Origin of the sequence: Hymenobacter sp. (assembly GCF_036387835.1) — a bacterium.
Lineage (GTDB): Bacteria > Bacteroidota > Bacteroidia > Cytophagales > Hymenobacteraceae > Hymenobacter.
The window spans coordinates 1-22,323 of the sequence record NZ_DASVSY010000024.1 but is presented as its reverse complement, the minus strand read 5'-3'; the positions used below and the strand labels follow the sequence as shown (position 1 = coordinate 22,323).

General features: G+C 54.8%; 16 protein-coding genes and 1 pseudogene. 10 read left to right on the top strand and 7 right to left on the bottom strand.

Annotated elements, in window-relative coordinates:
• A complete protein-coding gene (locus tag VF639_RS04940) occupies window positions 1-219 on the bottom strand; it encodes a PspC domain-containing protein (protein ID WP_331144776.1) in 219 nt (72 codons plus the stop codon).
• A 154-nt stretch (window positions 220-373) separates the two neighbouring features.
• Here VF639_RS04940 and VF639_RS04935 point away from each other — a divergent pair, with 154 nt between their 5' ends.
• The 3 genes from VF639_RS04935 (at window position 374) to VF639_RS04925 (ending at window position 3,956) form a co-directional block, all read left to right on the top strand.
• Complete coding sequence (locus tag VF639_RS04935) at window positions 374-2,182, top strand: tetratricopeptide repeat protein (protein WP_331144775.1); 1,809 nt, start codon at window positions 374-376, stop codon at window positions 2,180-2,182.
• Window positions 2,183-2,450: 268 nt separating this feature from the next.
• On the top strand, window positions 2,451-2,879 hold the full coding sequence (locus VF639_RS04930) for a hypothetical protein (protein WP_331144774.1): 429 nt from the start codon (window positions 2,451-2,453) through the stop codon (window positions 2,877-2,879).
• A 93-nt stretch (window positions 2,880-2,972) separates the two neighbouring features.
• Complete coding sequence (locus tag VF639_RS04925; protein ID WP_331144773.1) at window positions 2,973-3,956, top strand: pyruvate dehydrogenase complex E1 component subunit beta; 984 nt, start codon at window positions 2,973-2,975, stop codon at window positions 3,954-3,956.
• A gap of 123 nt (window positions 3,957-4,079) precedes the next feature.
• On the opposite strand, the gene VF639_RS04920 is transcribed toward VF639_RS04925, so the two are convergent.
• Window positions 4,080-5,480, bottom strand: coding sequence for a hypothetical protein (locus VF639_RS04920; RefSeq protein ID WP_331144772.1), 1,401 nt, complete (start codon window positions 5,478-5,480; stop codon window positions 4,080-4,082).
• Between the two features lie 32 nt (window positions 5,481-5,512).
• A complete protein-coding gene (locus tag VF639_RS04915) occupies window positions 5,513-6,634 on the bottom strand; it encodes a hypothetical protein (protein ID WP_331144771.1) in 1,122 nt (373 codons plus the stop codon).
• A gap of 460 nt (window positions 6,635-7,094) precedes the next feature.
• Here VF639_RS04915 and VF639_RS04910 point away from each other — a divergent pair, with 460 nt between their 5' ends.
• Window positions 7,095-7,643: a DinB family protein gene (locus VF639_RS04910; RefSeq protein ID WP_331144770.1), complete on the top strand. Its 549-nt coding sequence runs from the start codon at window positions 7,095-7,097 to the stop codon at window positions 7,641-7,643.
• A gap of 84 nt (window positions 7,644-7,727) precedes the next feature.
• Here the strand turns inward: VF639_RS04910 and VF639_RS04905 are convergent, their stop codons facing one another.
• Entirely contained in the window at window positions 7,728-8,177 is a 450-nt protein-coding gene (locus VF639_RS04905) for an acyl-CoA thioesterase (RefSeq protein WP_331144769.1), read from the bottom strand.
• A gap of 85 nt (window positions 8,178-8,262) precedes the next feature.
• The gene (locus VF639_RS04900) at window positions 8,263-8,997 is read right to left on the bottom strand and encodes a class I SAM-dependent methyltransferase (RefSeq protein ID WP_331144768.1); all 735 of its coding nucleotides are present in this window, start codon (window positions 8,995-8,997) and stop codon (window positions 8,263-8,265) included.
• 208 nt (window positions 8,998-9,205) lie between these two features.
• Between VF639_RS04900 and VF639_RS04895 the strand changes: the two genes are divergently transcribed.
• The gene (locus tag VF639_RS04895; RefSeq protein ID WP_331144767.1) at window positions 9,206-9,598 is read left to right on the top strand and encodes a hypothetical protein; all 393 of its coding nucleotides are present in this window, start codon (window positions 9,206-9,208) and stop codon (window positions 9,596-9,598) included.
• Between the two features lie 235 nt (window positions 9,599-9,833).
• Here VF639_RS04895 and VF639_RS04890 read toward each other — a convergent pair whose 3' ends face one another.
• The gene (locus tag VF639_RS04890; RefSeq protein ID WP_331144766.1) at window positions 9,834-11,723 is read right to left on the bottom strand and encodes a CHRD domain-containing protein; all 1,890 of its coding nucleotides are present in this window, start codon (window positions 11,721-11,723) and stop codon (window positions 9,834-9,836) included.
• A 188-nt stretch (window positions 11,724-11,911) separates the two neighbouring features.
• On the opposite strand from VF639_RS04890, the gene VF639_RS04885 reads away from it, so the two are divergent.
• Window positions 11,912-12,388 carry a nucleoside deaminase gene (locus tag VF639_RS04885; RefSeq protein ID WP_331144765.1) on the top strand — a complete coding sequence of 159 codons (477 nt, stop codon included), beginning with the start codon at window positions 11,912-11,914 and terminating at the stop codon, window positions 12,386-12,388.
• Window positions 12,389-12,738: 350 nt separating this feature from the next.
• Complete coding sequence (locus VF639_RS04880; protein WP_331144764.1) at window positions 12,739-16,944, top strand: T9SS type A sorting domain-containing protein; 4,206 nt, start codon at window positions 12,739-12,741, stop codon at window positions 16,942-16,944.
• A gap of 136 nt (window positions 16,945-17,080) precedes the next feature.
• On the opposite strand, the gene ffh is transcribed toward VF639_RS04880, so the two are convergent.
• On the bottom strand, window positions 17,081-18,439 hold the full coding sequence (gene ffh, locus VF639_RS04875) for a signal recognition particle protein (RefSeq protein WP_331144763.1): 1,359 nt from the start codon (window positions 18,437-18,439) through the stop codon (window positions 17,081-17,083).
• A 356-nt stretch (window positions 18,440-18,795) separates the two neighbouring features.
• On the opposite strand from ffh, the gene VF639_RS04870 reads away from it, so the two are divergent.
• The 3 genes and pseudogenes from VF639_RS04870 to VF639_RS04860 all read left to right on the top strand — a co-directional run.
• A complete protein-coding gene (locus tag VF639_RS04870; protein ID WP_331144762.1) occupies window positions 18,796-20,106 on the top strand; it encodes a glycosyltransferase family 4 protein in 1,311 nt (436 codons plus the stop codon).
• Window positions 20,107-20,278: 172 nt separating this feature from the next.
• Window positions 20,279-21,298: a UDP-N-acetylglucosamine 4,6-dehydratase (inverting) gene (gene pseB, locus VF639_RS04865; protein WP_331144761.1), complete on the top strand. Its 1,020-nt coding sequence runs from the start codon at window positions 20,279-20,281 to the stop codon at window positions 21,296-21,298.
• 678 nt (window positions 21,299-21,976) lie between these two features.
• Window positions 21,977-22,323: pseudogene (locus VF639_RS04860) on the top strand (IS701 family transposase); the annotation flags it as partial.

Here is a 22,323-nt window from a genome sequence, read left to right as displayed (position 1 = left end):
CTACAAATCCCAAACGGTGCTGCGCTGTTGACGCATGGCCCGGCGGACGTTCATCCAAAATGCCAGGGCAAAGTAGAGAACAATGGGCGAGCCGAACGTGAAGAAAGAAGCATACACAAACGATAAACGCACGCTGCCCGATGAAAAACCCAGCCGATGGCCGAGCGTGTTGCAGACGCCGAAGCTCTGCTTTTCGATGTAGTCGGTAATTTTTTTCATAGCTATTCGTCGTTTATGTTCGATGGCTAACTCTATGCAAAATAAGCAGATACGCCTGGCGAAGCAAGCTTTGCTTTGCAAATTCCGTTTAATATACCTCTTCCCCGGCTAGTTTTTCGTTTGCTTGCGGAAGTTCCGCCCGCTTGGTTTGCCTATGAGAAGTTCTTTGCCTATTATTTCTTTCTTGCTGCTGCTTATTTCGGCAGCCTCTTTACCTAGTTGTACGTTGCCCCGGATGCTGAAGGTTGCAGAAGCCGGACAACAAGTCAGTGTGCAGCCTACCGTGCTGGAAACCAACGGCGAAAACGTGCTTTTCGAAGTAACCGCCCGCGTACCCGCCAACCACCTAAAGAAGGGCGCAGCCTTCGACCTGAACCTGCGCTACCGCTACGACAACGGCCTGCGCGAAGACACATTAGGCCGCCTCTCGTTTCAGTCGGGCGAGTACACCTACGACGAGGTGCGGAAGGATCTGCTGCTTATTAAAAAGCAGGTTTCCTTTCCGTACGCGCCCAACAAAAGTCCGGGTGAGCTGCTGGCTAGGGCGGAAGTGCGCGAGCTGAAACCCAACGGCAAGCAGCTCAAAGGTAAGGAAACCCGCATAGCACGCGGCATTGTGAGCACCGGGCAGCTGGTCGTGCGCCAGGACACCGCCATTACCTTACTCGCCGAAACAACCGAAAACAACATGGGTGGCACCCGCGTGCTGCCTTTCTTCTTCGACAACGGCAAGTCGGAAATTCGTAATTACCTAGGCACCAACGTAGCCGCGCTGGAAGACTTCATCGAAGCCAACCAGCACACCGATAAGGTGATGATAGTGGCGGGCCACTCCCCCGACTCCATCGACACCCACGACGCCCGCCTGGCCGACAAGCGCGTACAAGCCCTGCTCCGCTACTACAAAAAGCGCGTCGACACCGATTCCTACCTCAACAAAGTCAACGAAATCAACTTCGAGACCGAAGCCTACCACCGTCGGTGGGACTTGTTTCTGAGCAAGGTGCAGCAGTCGGCGCTCAAGCCGCAGCAGGTTGATTCGGTGCTGCTGCTCGTCAACGATACGCCCGGCACCTTTGCCCAAAAAGAAAAGAGCCTGCACAAGCTCACCTACTTCGATTACCTGGAGCAGTACATCTACCCAGTGCTGCGCTTCGGGACGGTGGCCGTGCAATACACCGCGCCTAAGCGCTATGATTCCGAGATTTATCTGCTCTCGAAAAAGATAGTGGACAAGCAGCTGGGAGCGGACGTGCTAACGCCCGAGGAACTGCGCTACTCGGCTACGCTCACGCCGCTGCTGGCCGAAAAGCAACGCATCTACGAAACCTCGGTGGCCGCCACGGGCCGTTGGGAAGCCTACCACAACTTGGCCGTCGTGCTGCTCCAACGCTCCGAAAAAGAGGTTAACGAGAAAGTGCGGCGGGCCTACCTACGCCGGGCGGGCGTCAACTTCACGCTGGCGGCCCACCGCAACCCCACGGCCACCATGTTCTACCGGGTAGCCACCGCCTACCATCGGGCCGGCGACAAGCTCGAAGCCCTCCAGAACTACGACTACGCCATCAAGCTCGGCGGCCCCCGCCCGGTGCTCGATAAGGTTTTTGCCGACAAAGCCGCCCTGGAAATCGAAGTCGGCCAGCTTGATGATGCCCTGGGCAGCCTCAGCTACAGCTCGAAGAGCTACCAGAACACGATGAACCGGGCCCTTATCTTCCTGCTAAAGAGCAACTATGCCGGCGCCCACAACATCTACGAGGACGCCCTCAAGCTAAAGCCCAACGACCCACTGGCCTACTATTGTCTGGCCGTAGTGGCCGCCCGCCAGAAAGACGAAGCTCAGGTGGGTGAAAACCTGCGCCGCGCCGTGCAGCTAGACCGCAAGTTCGCCCAACGCGCCGTCGAGGACCTGGAGTTTATGGACATGGCCCGCTCCAAGACGTTTTTGGAGGTGCTGCGGTAAGTCTAGTCAATCTATTAAAGTAATGTATATGCTTACTCTTCTGCTGAATGAAACGGCATCTATTGACTTTTTTATGAAAGGAATAGGTATCTGCGCTTTTTTAATTGCGGGAGTTAGCATTTGGCCTGTATTCACAGCTCTTCCGAAAGAGTCCAAAGCGTCGAATAACATCGGAGCCTTTAGAGTGATATATGCATTTCTCTTCTTTCTCTTCGGGCTATTTTGCTTTAGTGTTTAGAACATTAGGTTTCTGGAAGCGCTACGGTAAATGAAATTATTAAACTTTGTAATAGGCAGTCAGAACATTGATTTGGAATGGCCTGACGGTGGCTACGCTGATTTGCACAACGACTACGATTTCAGTCAGCTTACTTATGTACCAGCGGAGGCTAGACTAACTCTTTCCTGGCGGAAGTCATCAGGCAAATGGGCTAAGTATGCACCATCACAGGCTCTACACCTGGTGTTCGAAAAAGTTAGTTACCTCCAAGTGAAGGCGCGGGACCCAGCGTATCCAATAAGCGAAGATGAGTGCCTGCGCGACATCTGTTTCTCACCACTCGACGAGCGAGCAGACTTCGACCATGTTTGGGAAAGCCATACTTTACCACCAGCACGCGACTTGCAGCTAGTGTTTCAAAGCGAATGGGGCATTAAAGTCAGTGCCGATACCGTACTGCTCGAACTTGAATCCTGATCCAGCTTGCCCAACCGCCCCGCTCGTCGTAGCTTTACGCGCCGGCCTGGGCCGGCTTTTTCATTCCACTAATTGACCTGCTAACCAACCTCTATGCGGACCATTCAATTCCGGGAAGCCCTGCGCGAAGCCCTGTCCGAAGAAATGCGGCGCGACCCGCGTGTGTTTCTGATGGGCGAAGAAGTAGCCGAGTACAACGGCGCTTATAAAGTAAGCCAGGGCATGCTCGATGAATTCGGCCCGGAGCGCGTGATTGACACGCCCATTGCCGAGCTCGGCTTTGCCGGCATCGGTGTAGGCGCGGCCGTCAACGGCCTGATTCCGGTTATCGAGTTCATGACCTTCAATTTCTCGCTGGTAGCCATCGATCAGGTTATCAACTCAGCCGCTAAGATTTACTCGATGTCGGGCGGGCAGTACTCTTGTCCCATCGTATTCCGTGGCCCCACGGGCAGCGCCGGTATGCTGTCCTCGCAGCACTCGCAAAACTTCGAGAACTGGTTCGCTAATACCCCCGGCCTGAAAGTGGTAGTTCCCTCGAACCCCTACGACGCCAAAGGCTTGCTGAAAAGCGCCATCCGCGACCCGGATCCGGTAATTTTCATGGAGTCGGAGCAGATGTACGGCGACAAAGGTGAGGTGCCTGAAGAAGAATACCTGCTCGAAATCGGCAAAGCCAACGTAGTGCGCGAAGGCAAGTCCGTAACGCTGGTAAGCTTCGGCAAAATGATGAAAATAGTGCTGGCTGCCGCCGACGAGTTGGCCAAGGACGGCATTGAAGCGGAAGTAATCGATTTGCGCTCGGTTCGCCCAATCGACTACGATACGCTGGTAGCTTCGGTGAAGAAAACCAACCGGATGGTGGTAGTGGAAGAAGCCTGGCCGCTAGCCAGCATCAGCTCCGAGCTATCGTACGTTGTGCAGCGCCGCGCCTTCGATTACCTGGATGCTCCCGTCGTGCGCGTGACCTGCATGGACGTGCCCCTGCCCTACGCGCCTACTCTTATCGAAGCCTCACTACCGAACGTGGCGCGCACGGTGCAGGCCGTGAAGGAAGTAACGTACCAGAAAGCCTAAATCACGGATTTTTCGGATTAGCCGGATTTCGCAGATTTTGTAGACTAGCTTATAAAGTCCCTGTCGGTTAGTGCCGGCGGGGATTTTTTTGTGATGTAGTCCGAAGCTTTGCTTTATGCTTTGCTACCACAGCGACCTAGCGCCAAACTCTAGTGTGGCTTGGGCAGTGGCGGAGGCATAGAAACACAAGGCAACGAACACCACATAGGCAGCACCCACGGCTAACAGCCTGCGCCATGCAACGGTGGCCGGACGCCAAGTAGCGGGCCAACCGAAACACAGAACGGCATAAAGCAACAGGTGCAGCGGCAACAGGAAGCGGCATTCCATGCTCATAGGCAACATGGGCAGGCAAGGTACCAGCAGCACTGCCAGCACCAGCCATTGTTGCAGCGTCCAGGCCCGGAAGCGAGTACGGAGGAGCACTAGCCCGGCCCCAAACCATACGGTGTAGTTCAGCCAGGCCAGGCCGAGGCTCGAAACGTAAACCTGACGAACGTAGGGCGTGGGGTACTGGATGTCGAGGCCGTTGAAGAGGCGGCGGGCGTACATGCCAGCAAACGTTAGTGGGTAGCGCAACACGAGTTGGAAGTAATCGGCGTACGAGTCGAACCACGTGATGTGCTCGTCGCGAATTAGTTGCTCACCCGCTACGTCGCGGAAAATCATAACCGGATCGGGGTAGCTGCGGTCCAGTGAGGTTTCGTATTTCTGGTGCAACAATCCCCATTTCAGCTTCTCGCGGTAGAGGTTATCGGTTTCCATGCCTTCGCCTAAAGCTAGTACAAGCGGGGTACTTCGATGGAAATGCCGCTGATTGATGATCAGCTGCGGTCCTGAAATCAATGCGGCACCTGCTAGTAAAGCTGCCATTGCTACCAGCCGCCTTAGGTTGCCAGGAGCCGGCGCCGTCAGTTGCACCCCCACAAAAAATGGCGCGGATATCAGATAGCTAGGGCGCATATTGAAGGCGGCGGCCAGACACGCCCCAGCCGCCAGCGTCCAGCCCAGGTGCTGAGGACGGTAGAGCAGCAGCAAGCCCAGGCCTAACGCCCACAACGCCGGAAAATCGGAGAGGGTGAAGTTGAAATAGTCGCGCCACAAGACAAATCCTAAAACAGCGAAGGCCAGCCGCCGGGGCCAAGCCAACGGCAGGCTTTGGCCGCGTACCGTTTGCCATAGGGCTGGCCCAATTAAGCCAAATCCCAATGCCGCCGACAGCATCCCGAATATCCGCGCAAATGCAATGGGCGGAATATTGGTATAAAATTGAACAACTCGGAAGCCAAACAAAAGCAACGGCAGCACGTAACCACGCAGGCTTTCGTGGAAGTTGAATAGCGAAAAGCTGCCGTTACGGTGAAAGTAAACCGAGATAAACCAGTACAATTTGGCATCGTGGTATTGATCGGCATACCCGGAAAAGGGTAAATACGCCAGGTATACCAGCAGCACTAGCAGCAGCATCGACCCATAAGGCCGCAGGGAGTGCCCAACAGGTTGACGAGGAGTAGATTCCAGCATTTGCACAAACTTCTAGATGCTATAAAGCAAGCTCAATCAACCAACGATTTGCCGTGGTCGGGCACCAGGTTGCGAGTAGTGGCCGCTGAAAGCCAGAAGCAGCCTCCCAACCACCAAGCGGCCAGCAACATGGCAGGCAATATCCGCACCGGCCGGCTACGGAGCATATTCAATCCTAGCTGAAACGGAAATTGAAAGCAGGCCATTGTAAGCAGCAGCAAATGCAACGGCAGCAAAAAGCGACATTCAATGGCGGTGGGAACCGCTACCGCACATGGTAGCAGCAATGCCAGCAACACCCAATTGCGGGGCCAGCGCAACCATCGGGTCGGCCTCGACACCAGCAACACGCTTAACCCCAAACCTAATGAGCTGTAGTTGAATAGTTGCACCCAAGGTCGCTCCGGGCCATAAGGCCGGATTAGGTAAGGTGCTGGCTGTTGCACATCCAGGCCGTTGAAGAGGTGGCGCACATAGCGCCAAGTGTAGTTGATAGGATGCCGGAGCGCAACACCTAAAAACTGTCTGTAGGAGGTATAATCCGCAATTCCTTCCTGGCGCAATACCGCTAAGCCCGTGGAATCAGCGTAGACAAGGCGCTGATGTACATCGGTATCGTAGCGCAACACGCGCGTACCCCAGGTTAGCTGTTTCAAATAAAGAGGCGTTTCTTCAATATCTGATGCCCGCGCTAAGGCTAGCGGACTATTGGTATTGTAGTATAGCCGATTAATGGCCAGTTGAGGGCCCAGCGCCACTACGGCCCCCATTAGCAGCGCCACCCACCGCCTCCACCCGTGCGGTCCGTGTCGGTTATTCCACCAACCGGCCAACAACAGGGCCGGAAGTACGGCCCCCAAATACATCGGCCGGACATCAACGGTAGCGGCCAGACTCAGCCCACCCAGCAGCCACCACCCCAAACTTGGGCGGCTAACGCTCCACATCGCCAGCAACAATAACGATATCCCAGGCACGTCGGTGGCAGTGAAACTAAAATGGTCGCGCCAGAATATGGCTGCCAACAGCAGCAGCAGCAGCCACCGGCCGCCACTCACGCGCTGGTTGCTCAGGCTGCGCCACAGCGCCGGAATTAGGATAGCGAAAAGTAGCGTGGCCCATCCTAGCCCTAGCACCTTAGCTGCCGAAGGCATAGAACAATGGGTTAGGAACCGTACTATCAATGCTGGAAATTGAATCAGGGCGGAGAGATACCCGCGCGTATTGTCATTAAAATAGAGCAGGGAAAACGAGTGATGATGCCGCTGGAACTTAACGGCTAACTCCCAATAGTGCCCAGCATCATAAGGCATCCGTTCTCCTTGCAATCCGCCACCGAGCAGAAAATAGGCTCCGTACAATCCTAGTACCACCAACATGCGCATTGCAACTGGCCATGGCCGCGCCAACAGATGCGGCCACCAAGGTCGAGCAGCTATACTGCTAGGCGTAGGCAGAGCCGAAGAAACGGGTAAGCGGGACATATAGTAAGACAGTAGCAAATACCTGAATAGGACTCAAGAACAACAAAAAAACCAAGGCACGTAAGCTCGGCCAGCAGTGGGTATTTTACGTACCTTTTGCTTAAAGCTACGCCACTTCCCTCCTCTCTCCATGAACCATCGTTTGCATCTCCGTTTCGAGCAACTTGAGCACGCCACCAACCACCTGTTTGAAGCGGCCGCAGCGCTTGGAGAGAAGGCACACCAGGGTCCAGTTCCCGGGCAATGGTCGGCGGCACAGGTGATACACCATTTACTGGTATCCGAAACGAGCATCAACCAGTACATCGAGAAAAAGCTGCGCAACAGCGAGGAGCTTCAGAAAGCCGGCCTCAGCCACCAACTAAAATCGATGCTATTGCGGGTGTTGCTGCGAGTACCAGGCTTCAAATTCAAAGCGCCGGCCAGGCTAAAGGAGCTTACCCCCGACCAAGTGCCTGCCTTGGCGCAGCTTCGCCAAGAGTGGGATTCGGTGCGTCGTCATTTAGAGCAAATTCTAAATGAATACCCTGATAAGCTGCTCAGCCACGCCATTTTCAAACACCCTCGCTCCGGTATGCTAACCATCTACCAAACCCTCGATTTTATGGTCGACCACATCCTGCACCACCAGCGGCAAGTGGAACGAATTTCCAAGGCCCTCCAGAGAGTAACGGAGTAACTGCGTAGGGTAGCAGAGTAATTGAGTAAATCATTCAAGTGGTGCCAACGGCTTACTCAACTACTCCGCTACTCTCTCCAGTAATTACTCTTTTCGTTCTCGCACAATGTCGGCGTAGCTGGTGTGGCGCGGAAATTCCGTAAAGGCAGTCATCAACTCGGTGGGAGGCACCGTCAGTTTGCGCAAATTTAAATCAAGCCAGGCGCCGTCTACGGTTACGGTGGCGGCTTCGCGCCCGTCGGCTTTGTAAATGGTGTGGATGATGCGCCAACGAGAGCCGTCGGCATTCATACCGGCTAGCTCGGCTGTCACCCGGATGGTTTCGCTCAGCGTTATTTCCTTTAGAAACCGCGTGTCTTCCCGGAACAAGACCGGCCCGATACCAAGCCGGGTAAACTCCTCCATTGAAAATCCTTGCTCAGTTAGATACTCGAGGCGTACTTGAGTAGCATAGTCGGTATAAGCCGAGTGGCGCATGTGCTTATTTGGGTCCAGATCGGCCCAGCGTACCGTGAATGTCTTTTCGTAAGGCATATGGTTGTTGATTTTTGATTGTTGGTTGCTGATTGGTAATTGTTAGTTGCTGGTTAAATAACAATCAGCAACCAACAATCAGCAATTAGCCTTTTAAAGTCAGCCGCGCAAGGTACTGTTGCTGCTCGTCCTCGCCCAGAAACTCCACCTCGTAACCTGCCTCTTCGGCGTAATCTTGCAGGAGGCTGGCATCGGCAAACAACCAATTGAACTGATGGCCAACTTGGCTGCCGTAGTGCATGGTATACTCCACTTCGCCGTAGTACGGGCCATTCAAGTCGAATACTAAGGCGCCTTCTTCGTCTTCGTAGAGGTAGCTGATATCGGAGGACGTGGCCAGAATCTGGCCACTGGGCGCCAGCAAGGTGCGGGCATGCGCTAGAAACTTAGCTAGTCCATCAAGGGTACCCACCAAGCCCAGGCCATTCATGAGCATGAGCAGCGTATCGTACTTGCCGGCTTCTGCCGACAATTCGAAAATATTATGGCGGGCCACTTCGCGCACTCCCCTGGCCTCCATCACCCGCACTGCTCCCTCCGATACGTCCACGGACTTAACCTCGAAGCCCCGGCTCTGCAGCTCCAGTGCATGGCACCCGGCCCCGCCCCCAAGATCGAGCACCCGGCCCCGGCACTCCTCCAAAGCTTGGCGCTCTAGCTCGGGCATCTCCCACAAACTGCGAAAAAAGTAGCTGGCCGGTAGCGGCTCTTCCTCTGCTACGTTGCTTAAAACGGTAAGCGTGGCATCAAGCTGGCCTTGTTGGTAGTCGAGCAGAGCGTGGCCCAGCGGATCGGGCACTAAAGTTTGGGAAGTGGACATGGTGAAGAATCAAAACAAAAAGCAACGGCCGGGTGCCCGTGCTGCAAGTTAGGCAGCGCCCCAGTTAACGGTGAGTTCTTCCGTGAGTTTGATGTTTTATCTACGTAAGCGGCGGCAGTTAACCAGTACGGCGCTCATTTACTACGCATCCTTCCAAGGCCGGGCTGCGTTGTTGTGTTTCAGACTTCACTATTTCTTCCCACTCGCCATGTCCAGCAACCTCAACTACCTCGATCCTGCTTTGCAACCTCTCCAGGATAAAATAGCTTCCTATCTAGCCGCCGAAAAAGAGTTGGAAAGAGCAGAAATCGAAGCTGCCAATATCCCCTCGGATCAAGCGCGCGAAAAGGCAGAGGCCAGTACGTTTGAACAACGCCCGCCTACTGGCAGCTACGATCAGCACCCCGACGAAGTACAACAGCATCTCGGAAACCTGCGCGACGACTTAACCCTGCTGCGCCGTGAAATCATTGGCATGCTACCAGTGCTCGACGAGTGGGTGAAAGTGAATTTAGGCTACGGCCCCAGTCGCGTAGGAGCTTTCCGTGTAACGGGCACTCCAGACAATGAGCCACAGCACGAGTTGCGCGTGATTCAGTAACCAGGCTATAAAACAAAGAAGGACCAGTCAACGACCAGTCCCTCTTCCACAACCAAAACACCTAAAAAATAATCTTTCTGAAAGAATCACAAACAACTATCAGGCCAAAACGTAAGAAAGGGTTGTATAGATTTCATTGGATTACATTGCATCAACAAAAAAATAGCCTCCTGCGCTCATGGCAGGAGGCTATTTTTTTAGGCGAAAAAAGCTGATTATGGAAGCTCCTTCCAGCCTATTCTTTTACTACCCGGCTCACAATACGGGACCCGGCCACGTCAACCGTTATTAGATACACGCCCGGCGTTATGCCCGGCAAATCGAGCTGCGGCTGGTTAGCACCGACCCGCACTTGCACCGGTTTGGTAGCTACCGTGCGGCCCAGCAGATCGGCCACTTTCACCGTGGCTATACCCGCTGCCCGCGATTCGAAGGACAGCGTAATAGCGTCCTTGAAGGGGTTAGGGTAATACCCGAACGTTTCGGCTACGAGGGCGGCGGGCTGGTTGCTAAGCACGATGCTAAGGTTGCGGGCTCCGCGGAACACCTGCCCCCGGATTTCGCCGTTTGGATACATTGCCGTGTGGATGTTGGCATACATACTGTCGCGCCGGAACTGCAACGCGCGCCGAGCTGTGAAGTTAGCCGCAGCATTAGGAGCCGCGTTGCCGGTAGGCTGCCAGAAGCCCTGCGCCGAAATAGCCGCGCCGCCGGTCGGGTTGAAGAAAGGCGCCAGATCGAACACTACCCCGCCACTCTGGTTTATTAGGCCTGTATGGAAATGGCCGACGGTAACGGCGCCCGTAAGTCCACCCCATACCATGTTGAAGTGCACGTTGCTTTGATCACGGTCCATGCTTACAAAACCAGAGCCGTAAGCAGTACTGTTATTCGGCGTGGGCCGTTCTTGCGAGCCATTCATGGAGAAGGTATATCCCTCACGAGCCAGCCGGTACGCTTGGCCCCTAATTTCACCTGTCGGGTTGGCGGCTGTTGTCAGCATCAAGTTGAAGTCGCCACGTAGTAGCGCAGCCACGTTGGCAGGTGAAACTAAGAGTCCTGCGCTCAGCACATTGCCTGTAATTCGAGGTGTCAGATTATAGCCTACAGTAGTGGTAGTGTAAGGCTGACCAGCCGGGGCAATTGCAAATAGCGCGCCCGTAATTGGGCCGCTTAAACCATTGGCAACTGCATCAACAAAAAGCGTGTCCAACGTGGGCGTGAGTGACAAGCTCATGGTAGCCCTAGCTGTAGTAGCAACGGCTGGCACAACCTGTGCGCCATCCAAACGACCATCTAAATTCAGATAGCGACCAGCCTCCGAGAATAACTGGCCACGGATTTCACCATTGGGGTTAGCCGCCGTATGTAAGTTGATGTAAATGTTACCAGCCTCTAGGGCTGTTAAGAAAGCGGCATTGGGGGTTATTTCGCCGCTAACGGTATTGCCGGAAACGAATGGCAACAAATCAATCACTGGGGGACCAACGGCACCGAATGCCCCGGCATGAAAATGCGCCATTGTAATGGTACCGCTCAGCCCCGTTGCTGTGGCTTGAAATTTAAGTTTGGTTCTATCCTGTGACAACGTAAAAATGCCTACACCGAACGCGTTGGTTGTTACCGGAGGAACTTCCTGGCTGCCGTTGAGGGAGGTAATGTATTGATTGTCGGACTCTAGTCCTACTTGCCCCCGGATTTCACCGTTTGGGTTGGCGGCCGTATGGATGTTGATGTAATATTGGCCGGCCAGTAAAGCCCGGAGTCTTGTTGGCGTCAGGTCATTAGGGCCGGTGAGGAAACCGCGTAACTGGCTGCCACGCACAAAACGAAACAGATCAATAATTGGCGGGCCAGTCATGCCAGGACGCCCGTTGTGAAGGTGCGCTTGCGTAATGGCTCCACTCAGCCCGTTGAATGTAGCATTTACAAATAGCGTATCGCGGGTCACATTCAGCGTGAAGCTGGCTACTCCCAAAGCACTGGTGTTTACAGCAGGTACTTCTTGGGCTCCATCAAGCCGTGCGGAAAGCAGCAAATGAGCCCGCAAGTGGTCGGCGCGTGAGTTAAAGCTGAGCAGCAGAATCAACAAGCCAGTCAGCAAATGCGTAAGTTTTTGTTGCATACCAGAAGGAGAAAATATGGTGGAATTGAAGCTACACAGTAGTACTGCTATAGTTAAGATTTGTTTAAATATACCTATACATAATTATAGCAACAGCTTTTCAGCCGCAGCAAGCGCTTCATTCTACATAGCTTACTTTGCTATTTCAGTATGTCGGCCTTTCCCTCACACCTTATTTCCCTACTAGCATGGAAGCTCCCAACCCCGACTTCATGCGCGAAGCTATTCGCCTTTCTATCGAGAAAATGCAGGCCGGTCATGGTGGCCCCTTCGGAGCCGTTGTGGTAAAGAACGGGGTTATCATTGCCCGCGGGTTCAATCAAGTGACCAGCACCAATGACCCCACCTGCCACGCCGAGGTCGATGCTATTCGCAAAGCCTGCGCCGCCCTAGGCAGCTTCCAGCTAGATGACTGCGACTTGTATACCTCCTGTGAGCCCTGCCCCATGTGTTTGGGCGCTATTTACTGGGCCCGGCCACGCCGCGTTTTCTACGGAAACACCAAACAAGACGCCGCTGCCGTCGGCTTCGACGACCAGTTCATCTACGAGGAAATAGAAAAGCCCCTCGAACAACGCCGCATCAAGATGACGGAGTTGCTACGCGATGAGGCGGCCGCAGGCTTCCAGGCCTGGGAAACTCAGGAAGGAAGAAACAAATACTAAGAATTATACAAAATTTTTACGTCCCACATGGATGGACCTCAGGGTCCATCCATGTGGGACGTTTTGCATAGCACTAGTCTCAACGTTTTACAAACGGGTATTTACACCATAAATAGCATAAAATGATTGTCTTTTTTTGTTTTAGTAACTTTTTTTAGAGAATTGAACATTATTAGCCGATAAATAGCAAAGTGCAATTGACTAAGCTTTATAAGGCAGCTATATTTGTTTTGAAGACCTAGGCTTGCCTAGGCAAATAGTTGGGTTGAAGATGATTGGATATGTTGGATAGTGTCCCACCAGGCTTCGCCCTGCTTTACTGCTTATGTTACTATTACAAACTGTACTACATGAAAACACCTTTCCTCCCATTCAGCCAGCTACGAACGCGGTTGGTATCTCCTAGTAAAACACTGCTGCCGGCCGTCTTACTGCTCGGATTAGCTTCGTCGCACGCTCAAGCACAGTCCAGCTCGTTTCCTCGCAACGTAACGTTCAAAGACGCTGCTGCTTCCGACTTTACGTTCAGTGGCACTGCCCGCCTCACTGGCACTGGGCAAACCGGCGACGACGCGACCGGACAGGGCTATTTGCGCCTGACTAGCGCCGAAGGTAATAAGGCCGGCTCTATCATCGACAACGTAGGGTTTGATGCTCCCGAAGGCTTCACTATTTCGTTCGAGTTTTTTGCTTACGGCGGCGATGGGGCCGATGGCTTTAGTGTTTTCTTGGTTGATGAAGCGGGCCAGCCAGCTACAGGGTTTCGCATTGGCGCTTCGGGTGGTTCGTTGGGGTACGCTCAGAAAACAGTTACGCCGATTGCCGATGGGGTTTCGCGCGGCTATATCGGCATTGGTATCGACGAATTTGGCAACTACTCCAATCCCACTGAAGGCCGCAACGGAGGCCCTGGTTCCGTGCCGGATGCCGTTTCCATACGCGGCGCTGGCAACGGCAGCTCCACTACCGATTATCCTTATCTGGCAGGCACTGGTTTAGGTCAGCTTGGCTTCAGCTTGGACGTACCTACTGCCCGCGCCCAGGCGGGCTCGCCGGACTATCGGCGGGCTTTTATTGATGTAATTCCGGTTGGTACGGGCGCAAGCCGAACCTATAACATCACGGTCCGGATTCAGCACGGAACCGCTGTTACCACGGCTGTAAACCAGATTCAGGTATCTACGCCACCTGACCGCCTACGCTTAGGCTTTTCAGGTTCTACGGGCGGCCAAATCAACGTGCACGAAATTCGCAACCTCAATATCGTACAGGCCCCTTTCGCCATCGACGACGTAGCCAGCACGATTTATAACAACCCCATCACGCTCAACGTCACGAGCAACGATGTAGCCCCCGGCGCCAGCATCGACCGGGCCACAGTGGATCTGGATATCGACGCTCCTGGCATCCAAACCACGCGCACCATTGCCAATCAAGGTACCTTCACGGTTACCAATACCGGCGCGGTTACGTTTACCCCGGTCAGCACGTTTGCCGGCACCGTGTCGCTGCCCTACAACGTGCAGGATATTCTAAGTCAGGTTTCGAGTCCGGCTAATATCACGGTCATTGTAGAGGGTGCCGATGTAGCAACAAGCGCAAGCGGACCGAACTTTGCCACCGCCAGCTCGCGCATCACTTATTCGATGAGCACCACCAACCTGGGCACGCAGCCAGCAACCAATGTGGTACCGAAGCTGCGGCTTTCGCCTAGCGTATCGGCGGTGGGCATGACGCTGCCCACGGGCGCCACTTACAACCAGGCTACCGGCGAAGTTACGTTTGCTACTATTGCCAACTTAGCGGCCGGAGCCACTGCCGTAACCAACCAGGTAAGCTTCAACACTCCTGCCAGCGGCACGCTTACCGGCACTGCCAGCTCCGTTTCTCTCATTCCTGATCCGGTAACCGACAACAACACGGCGGTTATTACGACCACTATTGGTGGCTCAGTGAACGTGGTTACGGCTTGCGCTACCCCCGGCAAAGATGGCCCTGGCACGTTGGATGGCACCACTGCTCCAAATACCTATTTCCCAGGTACCTCAAGCACAACTAGCGGGACGACGACCTTTACAATTGGAGCCGCACGGACTGGGACTGGCGCGAGTTCCGAAACCCTTAGTCCCGGCGACCTGGTGCTGGTGATGCAAATACAGGGGCAAGACATCAACACAGCGAATAGCTCCGCTTACGGCAGCCTCACCCCCACCGGCATCAACACAGCCGGCCAATACGAATACGCGGTGGTAACCAGCTTTGTAGGTACTACACTCACGGGCGGCATACTGACTCTGGCTACCCCCCTTACCAAAACGTACACCAACGACGACTACAGTAGCAGCGTGTCAGGGCAGCGCCGGTTTCAAGTAATTCGGGTGCCTCAATACTCCGCTCTCACTGTTTCCGGCACCGTAACCGGAGCCGCCTGGAACGGCAGCACCGGCGGTGTGCTAGTGCTGGATGTGGCGGGCCGCACGACGATGAGTGGCAGCGCCAGCTTGAGCATGACAGCTAAGGGCTTCCGCGGCGGTGGCGGTAAACAATACACCGGCACCACTACCGGCACCTACGCAAATACCACTTTCCGTAACCAAGCCTTCAGCACCCTAGGCGCGGCCCACGGGAGCAAAGGCGAAGGCACCGCCGGTACTCCCCAATTTGTTTATGCGGGTGGCACCACCACCATAGACGCCGGCGCAGCCGAAGGGTACTTGGACGGTAGTGTAGGCCGAGGCGCCCCTGGCAACGCGGGCGGTGGTGCCAACGATTTCACTCCCATTTCGAACAGTGGCAACGCGGGCGGCGCCGGTGGCGGCAACGGCGGCAACGGCGGCACCGGTGGCTATGGCTTTGGATCGAATGGTAGCGGCAACCGCTCTATTGGCGGAGCAGCCAGAACCGGCGCTATTTCAAATCTGGTGTTAGGTGGCGGCGGCGGTGCCGGCTCTACAGATGCTACCAACGACTACCTGAGCAGCGGGGGCACCGGCGGCGGCATCATCATCCTGCGCACAGGCTCGGTTGCAGGCGCAGGAATCGTTGAGGCAAATGGGGGCACCGCTCCAAGCGCCAATGCTAACGAAGGCGGCGGCGGCGGTGGCGCGGGTGGCTCTGTGCTGCTGTTGGCAAGTCCTCCGACTGGTATCACGGGTGGTACAGGCTTGAGTAACCTGACGGTGAGTGCTAATGGGGGCAATGGCAGCCGAGGCAGCAATATTACCAATGGCCCAATGGGCGGACGCGGCTTGTACGGTCCGGGCGGTGGCGGTGGCGGTGGCGTAGTATTCGCCAACGCTCCTCTTAGCGCCTCCACGGTTGTTGCTGGTGCTGCCGGGCTTACAGTTAGCACCGACGCAGCCAGCACCTATGGGGCCGCACCAGGCAGCAACGGCACGGTAACTACAAACGCCGACGTAACCACCAACGATGGGGCTATTTCTGGCGCCGGTGCCTGCTTGCCTTTGCTCACTACTACCTTGGAAACCACTACCCCTCGCGTAACCCGCACCGGTGACCCCGGCCAGCCAGTTAACCCAGCTTCCTATACGCTTCGTATTGCCAACACTGGCGGAATAGCCAACAATGTGAATGTTATTGTGGCTTTGGCTACCAATGGCGTGGCAAACAATGCCGGTCCTTTCCGCTATCGGACTGCTGGAACTACAGTGGTACAACGCTTATCAAATGGGATTCTCAATACCTTGGCTGCAGTAACTAACTACGTAGCTCCCACCGACAATAGCATCAACCCAACTTTCAGTGGCCTGACTATTCCAGCTGGCGCCACTACAACCATCAACTTCGTAGCCAACATTGCCGGCACAGCGCAAGACAACTTGCCTTATCAAACCACTGCCTCGGTGAGCTACAACGACCCGACCCGCACTACTGCGACGCGCAGAATTGCTCCCGCCCAGTTCTATGAAGCAGGTGGCGAAGTACCCGGCTCCAACTACTCTGGTGCTTCCAGCACGGCCGAAGACGTAACCATATTGCGCCCGCTGCCCGTGGAACTGAAGCGCTTTGATGCTGCGGCCGCAGGGTCGAATGCTGAGCTAAGCTGGGCTACTGCCAGTGAAATGCAGAACGACCACTTCGATATTGAGCGTAGCTTGGATGGCTACAACTTCGAGCGTATTGGGTTGGTGAAAGGCCAAGGCACTTCTTTTCAAGAGACGGCCTATCGTTACACCGATGCCGGCGTTGCCCGCTTGTCGCTGAAGCCTATCTACTACCGTCTGCGTCAGGTAGACCGTGACGGCAGCAGCAGCTATTCGCCGGTACGGGTGGTGCGCTTCGAGCGTGGAACCAAAGCAGCCATTGCGCTCTACCCCAATCCGCACCAAGGTACCGCCACTCTCGACCTTACGGCGCTGCCTTCGTTGGAATCGCGGGTAGAGGTGTTGGACCTATCGGGTCGTTTGCTCCGAAAGTTCCAGCTAATTGGCGGGCTTGAGCACTCGCTCGACCTAAATGCCCTTCCGCTTGGTTCTTACTTGGTTCGGGTACGCAGTGCTGAAACTGTTATCACGCTGCCGATGATACGCAACTAGTATCTCAAGTTATCTTTTAAAGCAAATGAGCCACCGCAGTATTCTGCGGTGGCTCATTTGCTTTAAAAGATTGCAACAAACAGAAAGGCCCGGAAGCTGATGCATCCGGGCCTTTCTGTTTGCTACAGGCGAAGAACTAGAACTTACCGCCGCTTTTGCCCATGCCGCCCATCATGCGAGCCATTTGTTGCATGCCGCCCTTCGTTTGGCTCATCTTGTTCATGGTACGCATCATTTTGCGCATATCCTCGAACTGCTTCATCAGGTTGTTCACCTGCTGAATATCGGTGCCCGAGCCTTTAGCAAGCCGCTTCCGGCGGGAGCCGTTGAGCACATCGGGGTTGGCTCGCTCATGTGGGGTCATGCTCTTGATGATGCTCTCAATCGGCTTGAACGCGTCATCGTCAATGTCCACGTCTTTGATGGCCTTGCTCATGCCGGGTATCATGCCCACCAAGTCCTTCAGGTTGCCCATCTTCTTGATCTGCTCTAGCTGCGAGAGAAAGTCGTCGAAATTGAACTGGTTTTTGCGGATCTTCTGGTTGATGCGCTTGGCTTCGTCTTCATCAAACTGCTGCTGTGCGCGCTCAACCAACGAAATAACGTCGCCCATGCCCAAGATGCGCTGGGCCATGCGGTCTGGATAGAACATATCCAGCGCCTCCATCTTCTCACCTGTCGAGATGAACTTGATGGGCTTTTCAACTACGGCCCGGATGCTGAGGGCGGCACCACCGCGAGCGTCGCCGTCGAGCTTGGTGAGCACTACACCGTCGAAGTTGAGGCGGTCGTTGAAGGTCTTGGCGGTGTTCACGGCGTCCTGGCCTGTCATCGAGTCCACTACAAACAGCGTCTCCGAGGGGTTGATAGCGCGTTTTACCGACTCAATTTCAGTCATCATCTGCTCGTCTACGGCTAAGCGGCCGGCGGTGTCGATAATGACCACTTTCTTGTTCTTTTTGCGGGCGTACTCGATGGCGTTGCGCGAAATTTCCACCGGGTTCTTGTTCTCGACCTCGGCGTACACTTCCACCCCAATCTGCTCGCCTAGTACTTGCAGCTGATTGATAGCGGCCGGCCGGTACACGTCGCAGGCGACCAGCAGCACGGTGCGGTTTTGCTTTTTGATGAAGGAAGCCAGCTTGCCGGCAAAAGTGGTTTTGCCCGAACCCTGCAACCCCGAAAGCAGCACCACAGCCGGGTCGCCCTTGATAACAATGTCTTTCTTGTCGCCGCCCATGAGCAGCGTTAGCTCATCGTAGACGATTTTAGTCATGAGCTGGCCCGGCGAGACGGCCGTCAGCACGTCGCGGCCCATGGCCTCGTCCTTGATCTTGTCGGTGACCTCCTTGGCCACCTTATAGTTTACGTCGGCATCAACGAGGGCGCGGCGGATTTCCTTGATGGTGGCCGCCACGTTGATTTCTGTGATACTGCCTTGGCCCTTAAGGGTTTTGAAGGCTTTATCGAGTTTAGTACTTAGGTTATCAAACATTGAATCGCTGATTTGCGCTGATTTACTTGATTTCGCTAGCTCAAACTGCTTCTGTATACTGGTCGAGTCCTTTGTTCCGGTAATCAGGAGTGCCCGATCAGGTCAACTGAATCAGGTGCGGAACCTGAAAGTGCTTCAGAAACAGTTTTCACTGCGGCTTGAACTATCTCTTCCTTGGGATGCTTTTTGTCCTTCAACATTCAGTGAAACTAAAAGATTGTAGAACACAGAGCTTTTCCACTTTCGCAGCCAGCCTGCGACAAAGAAGAGCGAGTTAAGTGTTCAAAAGTAACCAGAAAACCCCGAAAGGCCGCATCTGTGTACCTTCGCACATCTTCCCGCTACTTCGTCTGCTTGTGTCTGCCGCCCGTCCGCTCCGTTTGCTTGTTATTACCTACTACTGGCCCCCTTCCGGGGGAGCGGGCGTGCAGCGGAGCCTGAAGTTTGTGAAGCACCTGCCGGCCCTCGGCGTGGAGCCGACGGTTATCACCGTAGACCCGGCCCAAGGTGCGTACCCAGTGCTCGACCATTCGTTGGCCGCTGAAATACCTGCTACCGTCCGCGTGATTCGCACGGGTACTTCCGAGCCTTTCGGGAGTTACAAGAAACTGACGGGGCGCGAGCAGATTCCCTACGGTGGCTTTGCCAACGAAAGCAAAACCAGTGTTACGCAGCAGCTTTTCAAGTTTGTGCGCGGTAATCTGTTTATCCCGGATGCCCGGCGCGGGTGGAACTCGCACGCCCTACGGGCAGTAGCCGAGCTACTGGCCCAGGGCGAACAGTTTGATGCGGTACTTACTAGTTCTCCTCCCCACTCCTCGCAGCTGATTGGGCTGGAGCTGAAGCGGCGCTACGGTTTCCGGTGGCTGGCCGATCTGCGCGACCCCTGGACCGATATCTACTACCGCACCGAACTTAACCAAACCGCCCCGGCCCGCTGGCTGGACGCCCGCTACGAGCGCCAGGTACTGGAACAGGCCGACATTGTGCTCACCACCAGCGCCGACACGAAACGCTTATTTCTCGGAAAATCAGCCAAGCTCAAAGACAGCAAGTTCCACGTGCTGCCCAACGGCTACGATGAGAGTGATTTTCAGCTGCCCTCCTGCCCTCCTACCGATGCGCTATTGATTACGCATACCGGCACTATTTCCGAAACCTACCATATTGAGCTGTTGCTGAGCGCCGTAGCCGAGTGCATTCGGCGCCACCCCGATGTGCCGTTACGGCTGCGCTTTGTGGGCAAAGTAGCCGAAGGGGTGCAACGGCAACTCGTCGACAACGACCTCCTAAAGGTCACAGAGCTGATTCCTTTTGTGCCGCACGACGAATCAGTGACCTACCTGCTGCGCTCTACGGTGTTGCTAATGGCCATTCCGGATGTAGCACACAACTTCGGTATTCTGCCAGGCAAGGTGTTTGAATATCTGGCGGCCAACAAACCTATTATTTGCGTGGGGCCCACCGGTTCCGATGCCGATAATCTGCTTCAGGAGTGCGGCGCCGGCCGTGCCTGGCCCTACGATGCCTACGAAGCAATGCTCGACTATTTAGAATCACTTATCGTGCAGTGGCGCATCAACTCCAATCTTGACCTGCCAGCGCTTAGCCATTCCCGCTATTCGCGGCGGGCTTTGACCAAGCAATTAGTTTCTCTTTTAGGGTAGTAAACAAGTATAGAAACTACGCCAGAGAAAGGAAGGAGCAAGCACTGCTTTGCTTTTCAAGTCCTGCCAGCTTTCTGCACTCCCTAAGTACGCGTACCTTTGCCACCCTATTTTGCCCGTGGTGCTGTAGCACTGCACTTACCCCCGCCCGTTACTTCATTTCCATTCCCTAATGGCCCTCGACCTCAACAATAAATCCATTCTGGTTACCGGCGGTACCGGCTCGTTCGGCAAGCAGTTCGTGCAAACCGTGTTCGAGAAATTTCCGCAGGTGCGGCGTTTGGTGGTGTACTCGCGCGATGAGCTGAAGCAGTACGAAATGTCGCAGACTTTTCCGCAGAGTAAGTACCCGGCCATTCGCTACTTCATTGGTGATGTGCGCGATGGCGAACGGCTAAAGCGGGCCTGCGAGGGGGTTGATATCATTGTGCACGCGGCGGCCCTCAAGCAAGTGCCCGCCGCCGAGTACAACCCCATGGAGTGTATCAAAACCAACATCTTCGGGGCCGAAAACGTGATAAATGCCGCTTTCGACTGCGGTGTGAAAGACGTGGTAGCGCTAAGTACTGATAAGGCCGCCGCGCCCATCAACCTCTACGGTGCGACCAAGCTCTGCTCCGATAAGCTGTTTGTAGCCGCCAACAACATGAAAGGTGCCCGGGATTTGCGCTTTTCGGTGGTTCGTTACGGCAACGTAATTGGCTCGCGTGGGTCGGTGGTGCCCTTCTTTCTGCAACGCCGCCATTCCGGCGTGCTGCCCATCACGCACCCCGACATGACGCGCTTCAACATTTCGTTGGAAGAAGGCGTGAACCTGGTGCTTTATGCCCTGGAAAACGCCTGGGGTGGGGAGATTTTCGTGCCCAAAATTCCTAGCTACAAAATAACAGAAGTAGCCCAAGCTATCGGCCCAAACTGCCGGCAGGAAATCGTGGGCATCCGGCCCGGCGAGAAGCTGCACGAGGAAATGATAACGGCAACCGACGCGCTTAGCACAATAGAGTTAGCCAAGTACTATGTTATTCTGCCGGCCACGCCACTGTGGAACCTCGATGAGTTTGTTGCTCATTTTGGCGGCCAGCGAGTCCCCTTAGGCTTTCACTACGACTCAGCCAACAACACGCACTGGCTGTCGGCCGAGGAAATCCGGGAGGAAATCCGCCTGCACGTAGACGCCAATTTTGTGGTGTAGCCAGCGCGCAGCGCAGCCAAACCGACAAATGCGGTTGCAGAATAGCCGCAGAATAGCCGCAGTAACCCTGGCGCCATTCTGCGGCTATCTGGCGCACCATTTATATATTAATAAATAAATAATAGAATTATTTGATATTACATTAGTCGAGCACTATCTTTATTATATAATCTGCTTGCTGCAAGAACACCTGTCTGCTGCTATGCAAGCGTAGCGCCAGTTGCCTGCTTACCCACCGAATCACACCTTCAGGTGGTAATATCCGTCAGTGCCTTCTGCCCCCGAACGTCTTACGCTGCCCTTACTGCACACCTCGCGGCAGCACGTTTGCGCTTTACTCCCAACCTCTAGTATTGCTCCCGCTTAACATCAGGTTTCTGGTGTTCTGAAATTGTCTGCCCGACTAATTTCCGTGGCTTTGTCTCTGGCATTTTGTGCGCATCACCTTTTCAAGAAAGGAGGTAAAGAAACAGGTGTGCCTTTTTTTAAGGTTCTGAAAAGGCGCTGTTCCTGCTGAAAATTCTGCTTGTCTGGACCTGCTGCACGTGGCGGTAGCCGAAAAGCCAGGTGCTTGCTTTTATGAGAGTAGGCTATCCAAATTAATGGTAACAAGTCATGAATCTATTTACTAACTGATGTTACGCAGTCGTCAGATGGGGTTTCGCGTTTAGTAGGCTTATGAAGAGTTGCACGCTGGACTTGTACACGGATTATTTGCTGAGTTCAACGGGGCCGACGACGGCCACCGGCTTGTCGCGGCTGCTGGAGGGGGCCTTGAGCCACGACCAGATCACGCGCTGGCTTAGCCGCGTCACGCTCAGTTCGGCTGAGGTGTGGCGGCAGGCCAAACCGCTGATCCGCCAAGCCGAAGCCCGTCAGCCCACCGAGGAATTTGCCGTCCTCATCGTGGACGATTCGGTGCTGGAAAAGGCGCATACCGACGCCAACGAGCTGATTTGCCCGCACTGGGACCATAGCCAGCAGCGCTACGTCAAGGGCCTCAACTTCGTCAGCCTGCTCTACCA

What these genes read in the sequence shown, in the direction of transcription:
- VF639_RS04925 (WP_331144773.1), top strand. Translation starts at nt 2,973, where the DNA reads ATGCGGACCATTCAATTCCGGGAAGCCCTGCGCGAAGCCCTGTCCGAA.
- VF639_RS04895 (WP_331144767.1), top strand. Translation starts at nt 9,206, where the DNA reads ATGTCCAGCAACCTCAACTACCTCGATCCTGCTTTGCAACCTCTCCAG.
- VF639_RS04930 (WP_331144774.1), top strand. Translation starts at nt 2,451, where the DNA reads ATGAAATTATTAAACTTTGTAATAGGCAGTCAGAACATTGATTTGGAA.
- VF639_RS04935 (WP_331144775.1), top strand. Translation starts at nt 374, where the DNA reads ATGAGAAGTTCTTTGCCTATTATTTCTTTCTTGCTGCTGCTTATTTCG.
- VF639_RS04940 (WP_331144776.1), bottom strand. Translation starts at nt 219, where the DNA reads ATGAAAAAAATTACCGACTACATCGAAAAGCAGAGCTTCGGCGTCTGC.
- ffh (WP_331144763.1), bottom strand. Translation starts at nt 18,439, where the DNA reads ATGTTTGATAACCTAAGTACTAAACTCGATAAAGCCTTCAAAACCCTT.
- VF639_RS04910 (WP_331144770.1), top strand. Translation starts at nt 7,095, where the DNA reads ATGAACCATCGTTTGCATCTCCGTTTCGAGCAACTTGAGCACGCCACC.
- VF639_RS04905 (WP_331144769.1), bottom strand. Translation starts at nt 8,177, where the DNA reads ATGCCTTACGAAAAGACATTCACGGTACGCTGGGCCGATCTGGACCCA.
- VF639_RS04915 (WP_331144771.1), bottom strand. Translation starts at nt 6,634, where the DNA reads ATGCCTTCGGCAGCTAAGGTGCTAGGGCTAGGATGGGCCACGCTACTT.
- VF639_RS04885 (WP_331144765.1), top strand. Translation starts at nt 11,912, where the DNA reads ATGGAAGCTCCCAACCCCGACTTCATGCGCGAAGCTATTCGCCTTTCT.
- VF639_RS04900 (WP_331144768.1), bottom strand. Translation starts at nt 8,997, where the DNA reads ATGTCCACTTCCCAAACTTTAGTGCCCGATCCGCTGGGCCACGCTCTG.
- VF639_RS04920 (WP_331144772.1), bottom strand. Translation starts at nt 5,480, where the DNA reads ATGCTGGAATCTACTCCTCGTCAACCTGTTGGGCACTCCCTGCGGCCT.
- pseB (WP_331144761.1), top strand. Translation starts at nt 20,279, where the DNA reads ATGGCCCTCGACCTCAACAATAAATCCATTCTGGTTACCGGCGGTACC.
- VF639_RS04880 (WP_331144764.1), top strand. Translation starts at nt 12,739, where the DNA reads ATGAAAACACCTTTCCTCCCATTCAGCCAGCTACGAACGCGGTTGGTA.
- VF639_RS04890 (WP_331144766.1), bottom strand. Translation starts at nt 11,723, where the DNA reads ATGCAACAAAAACTTACGCATTTGCTGACTGGCTTGTTGATTCTGCTG.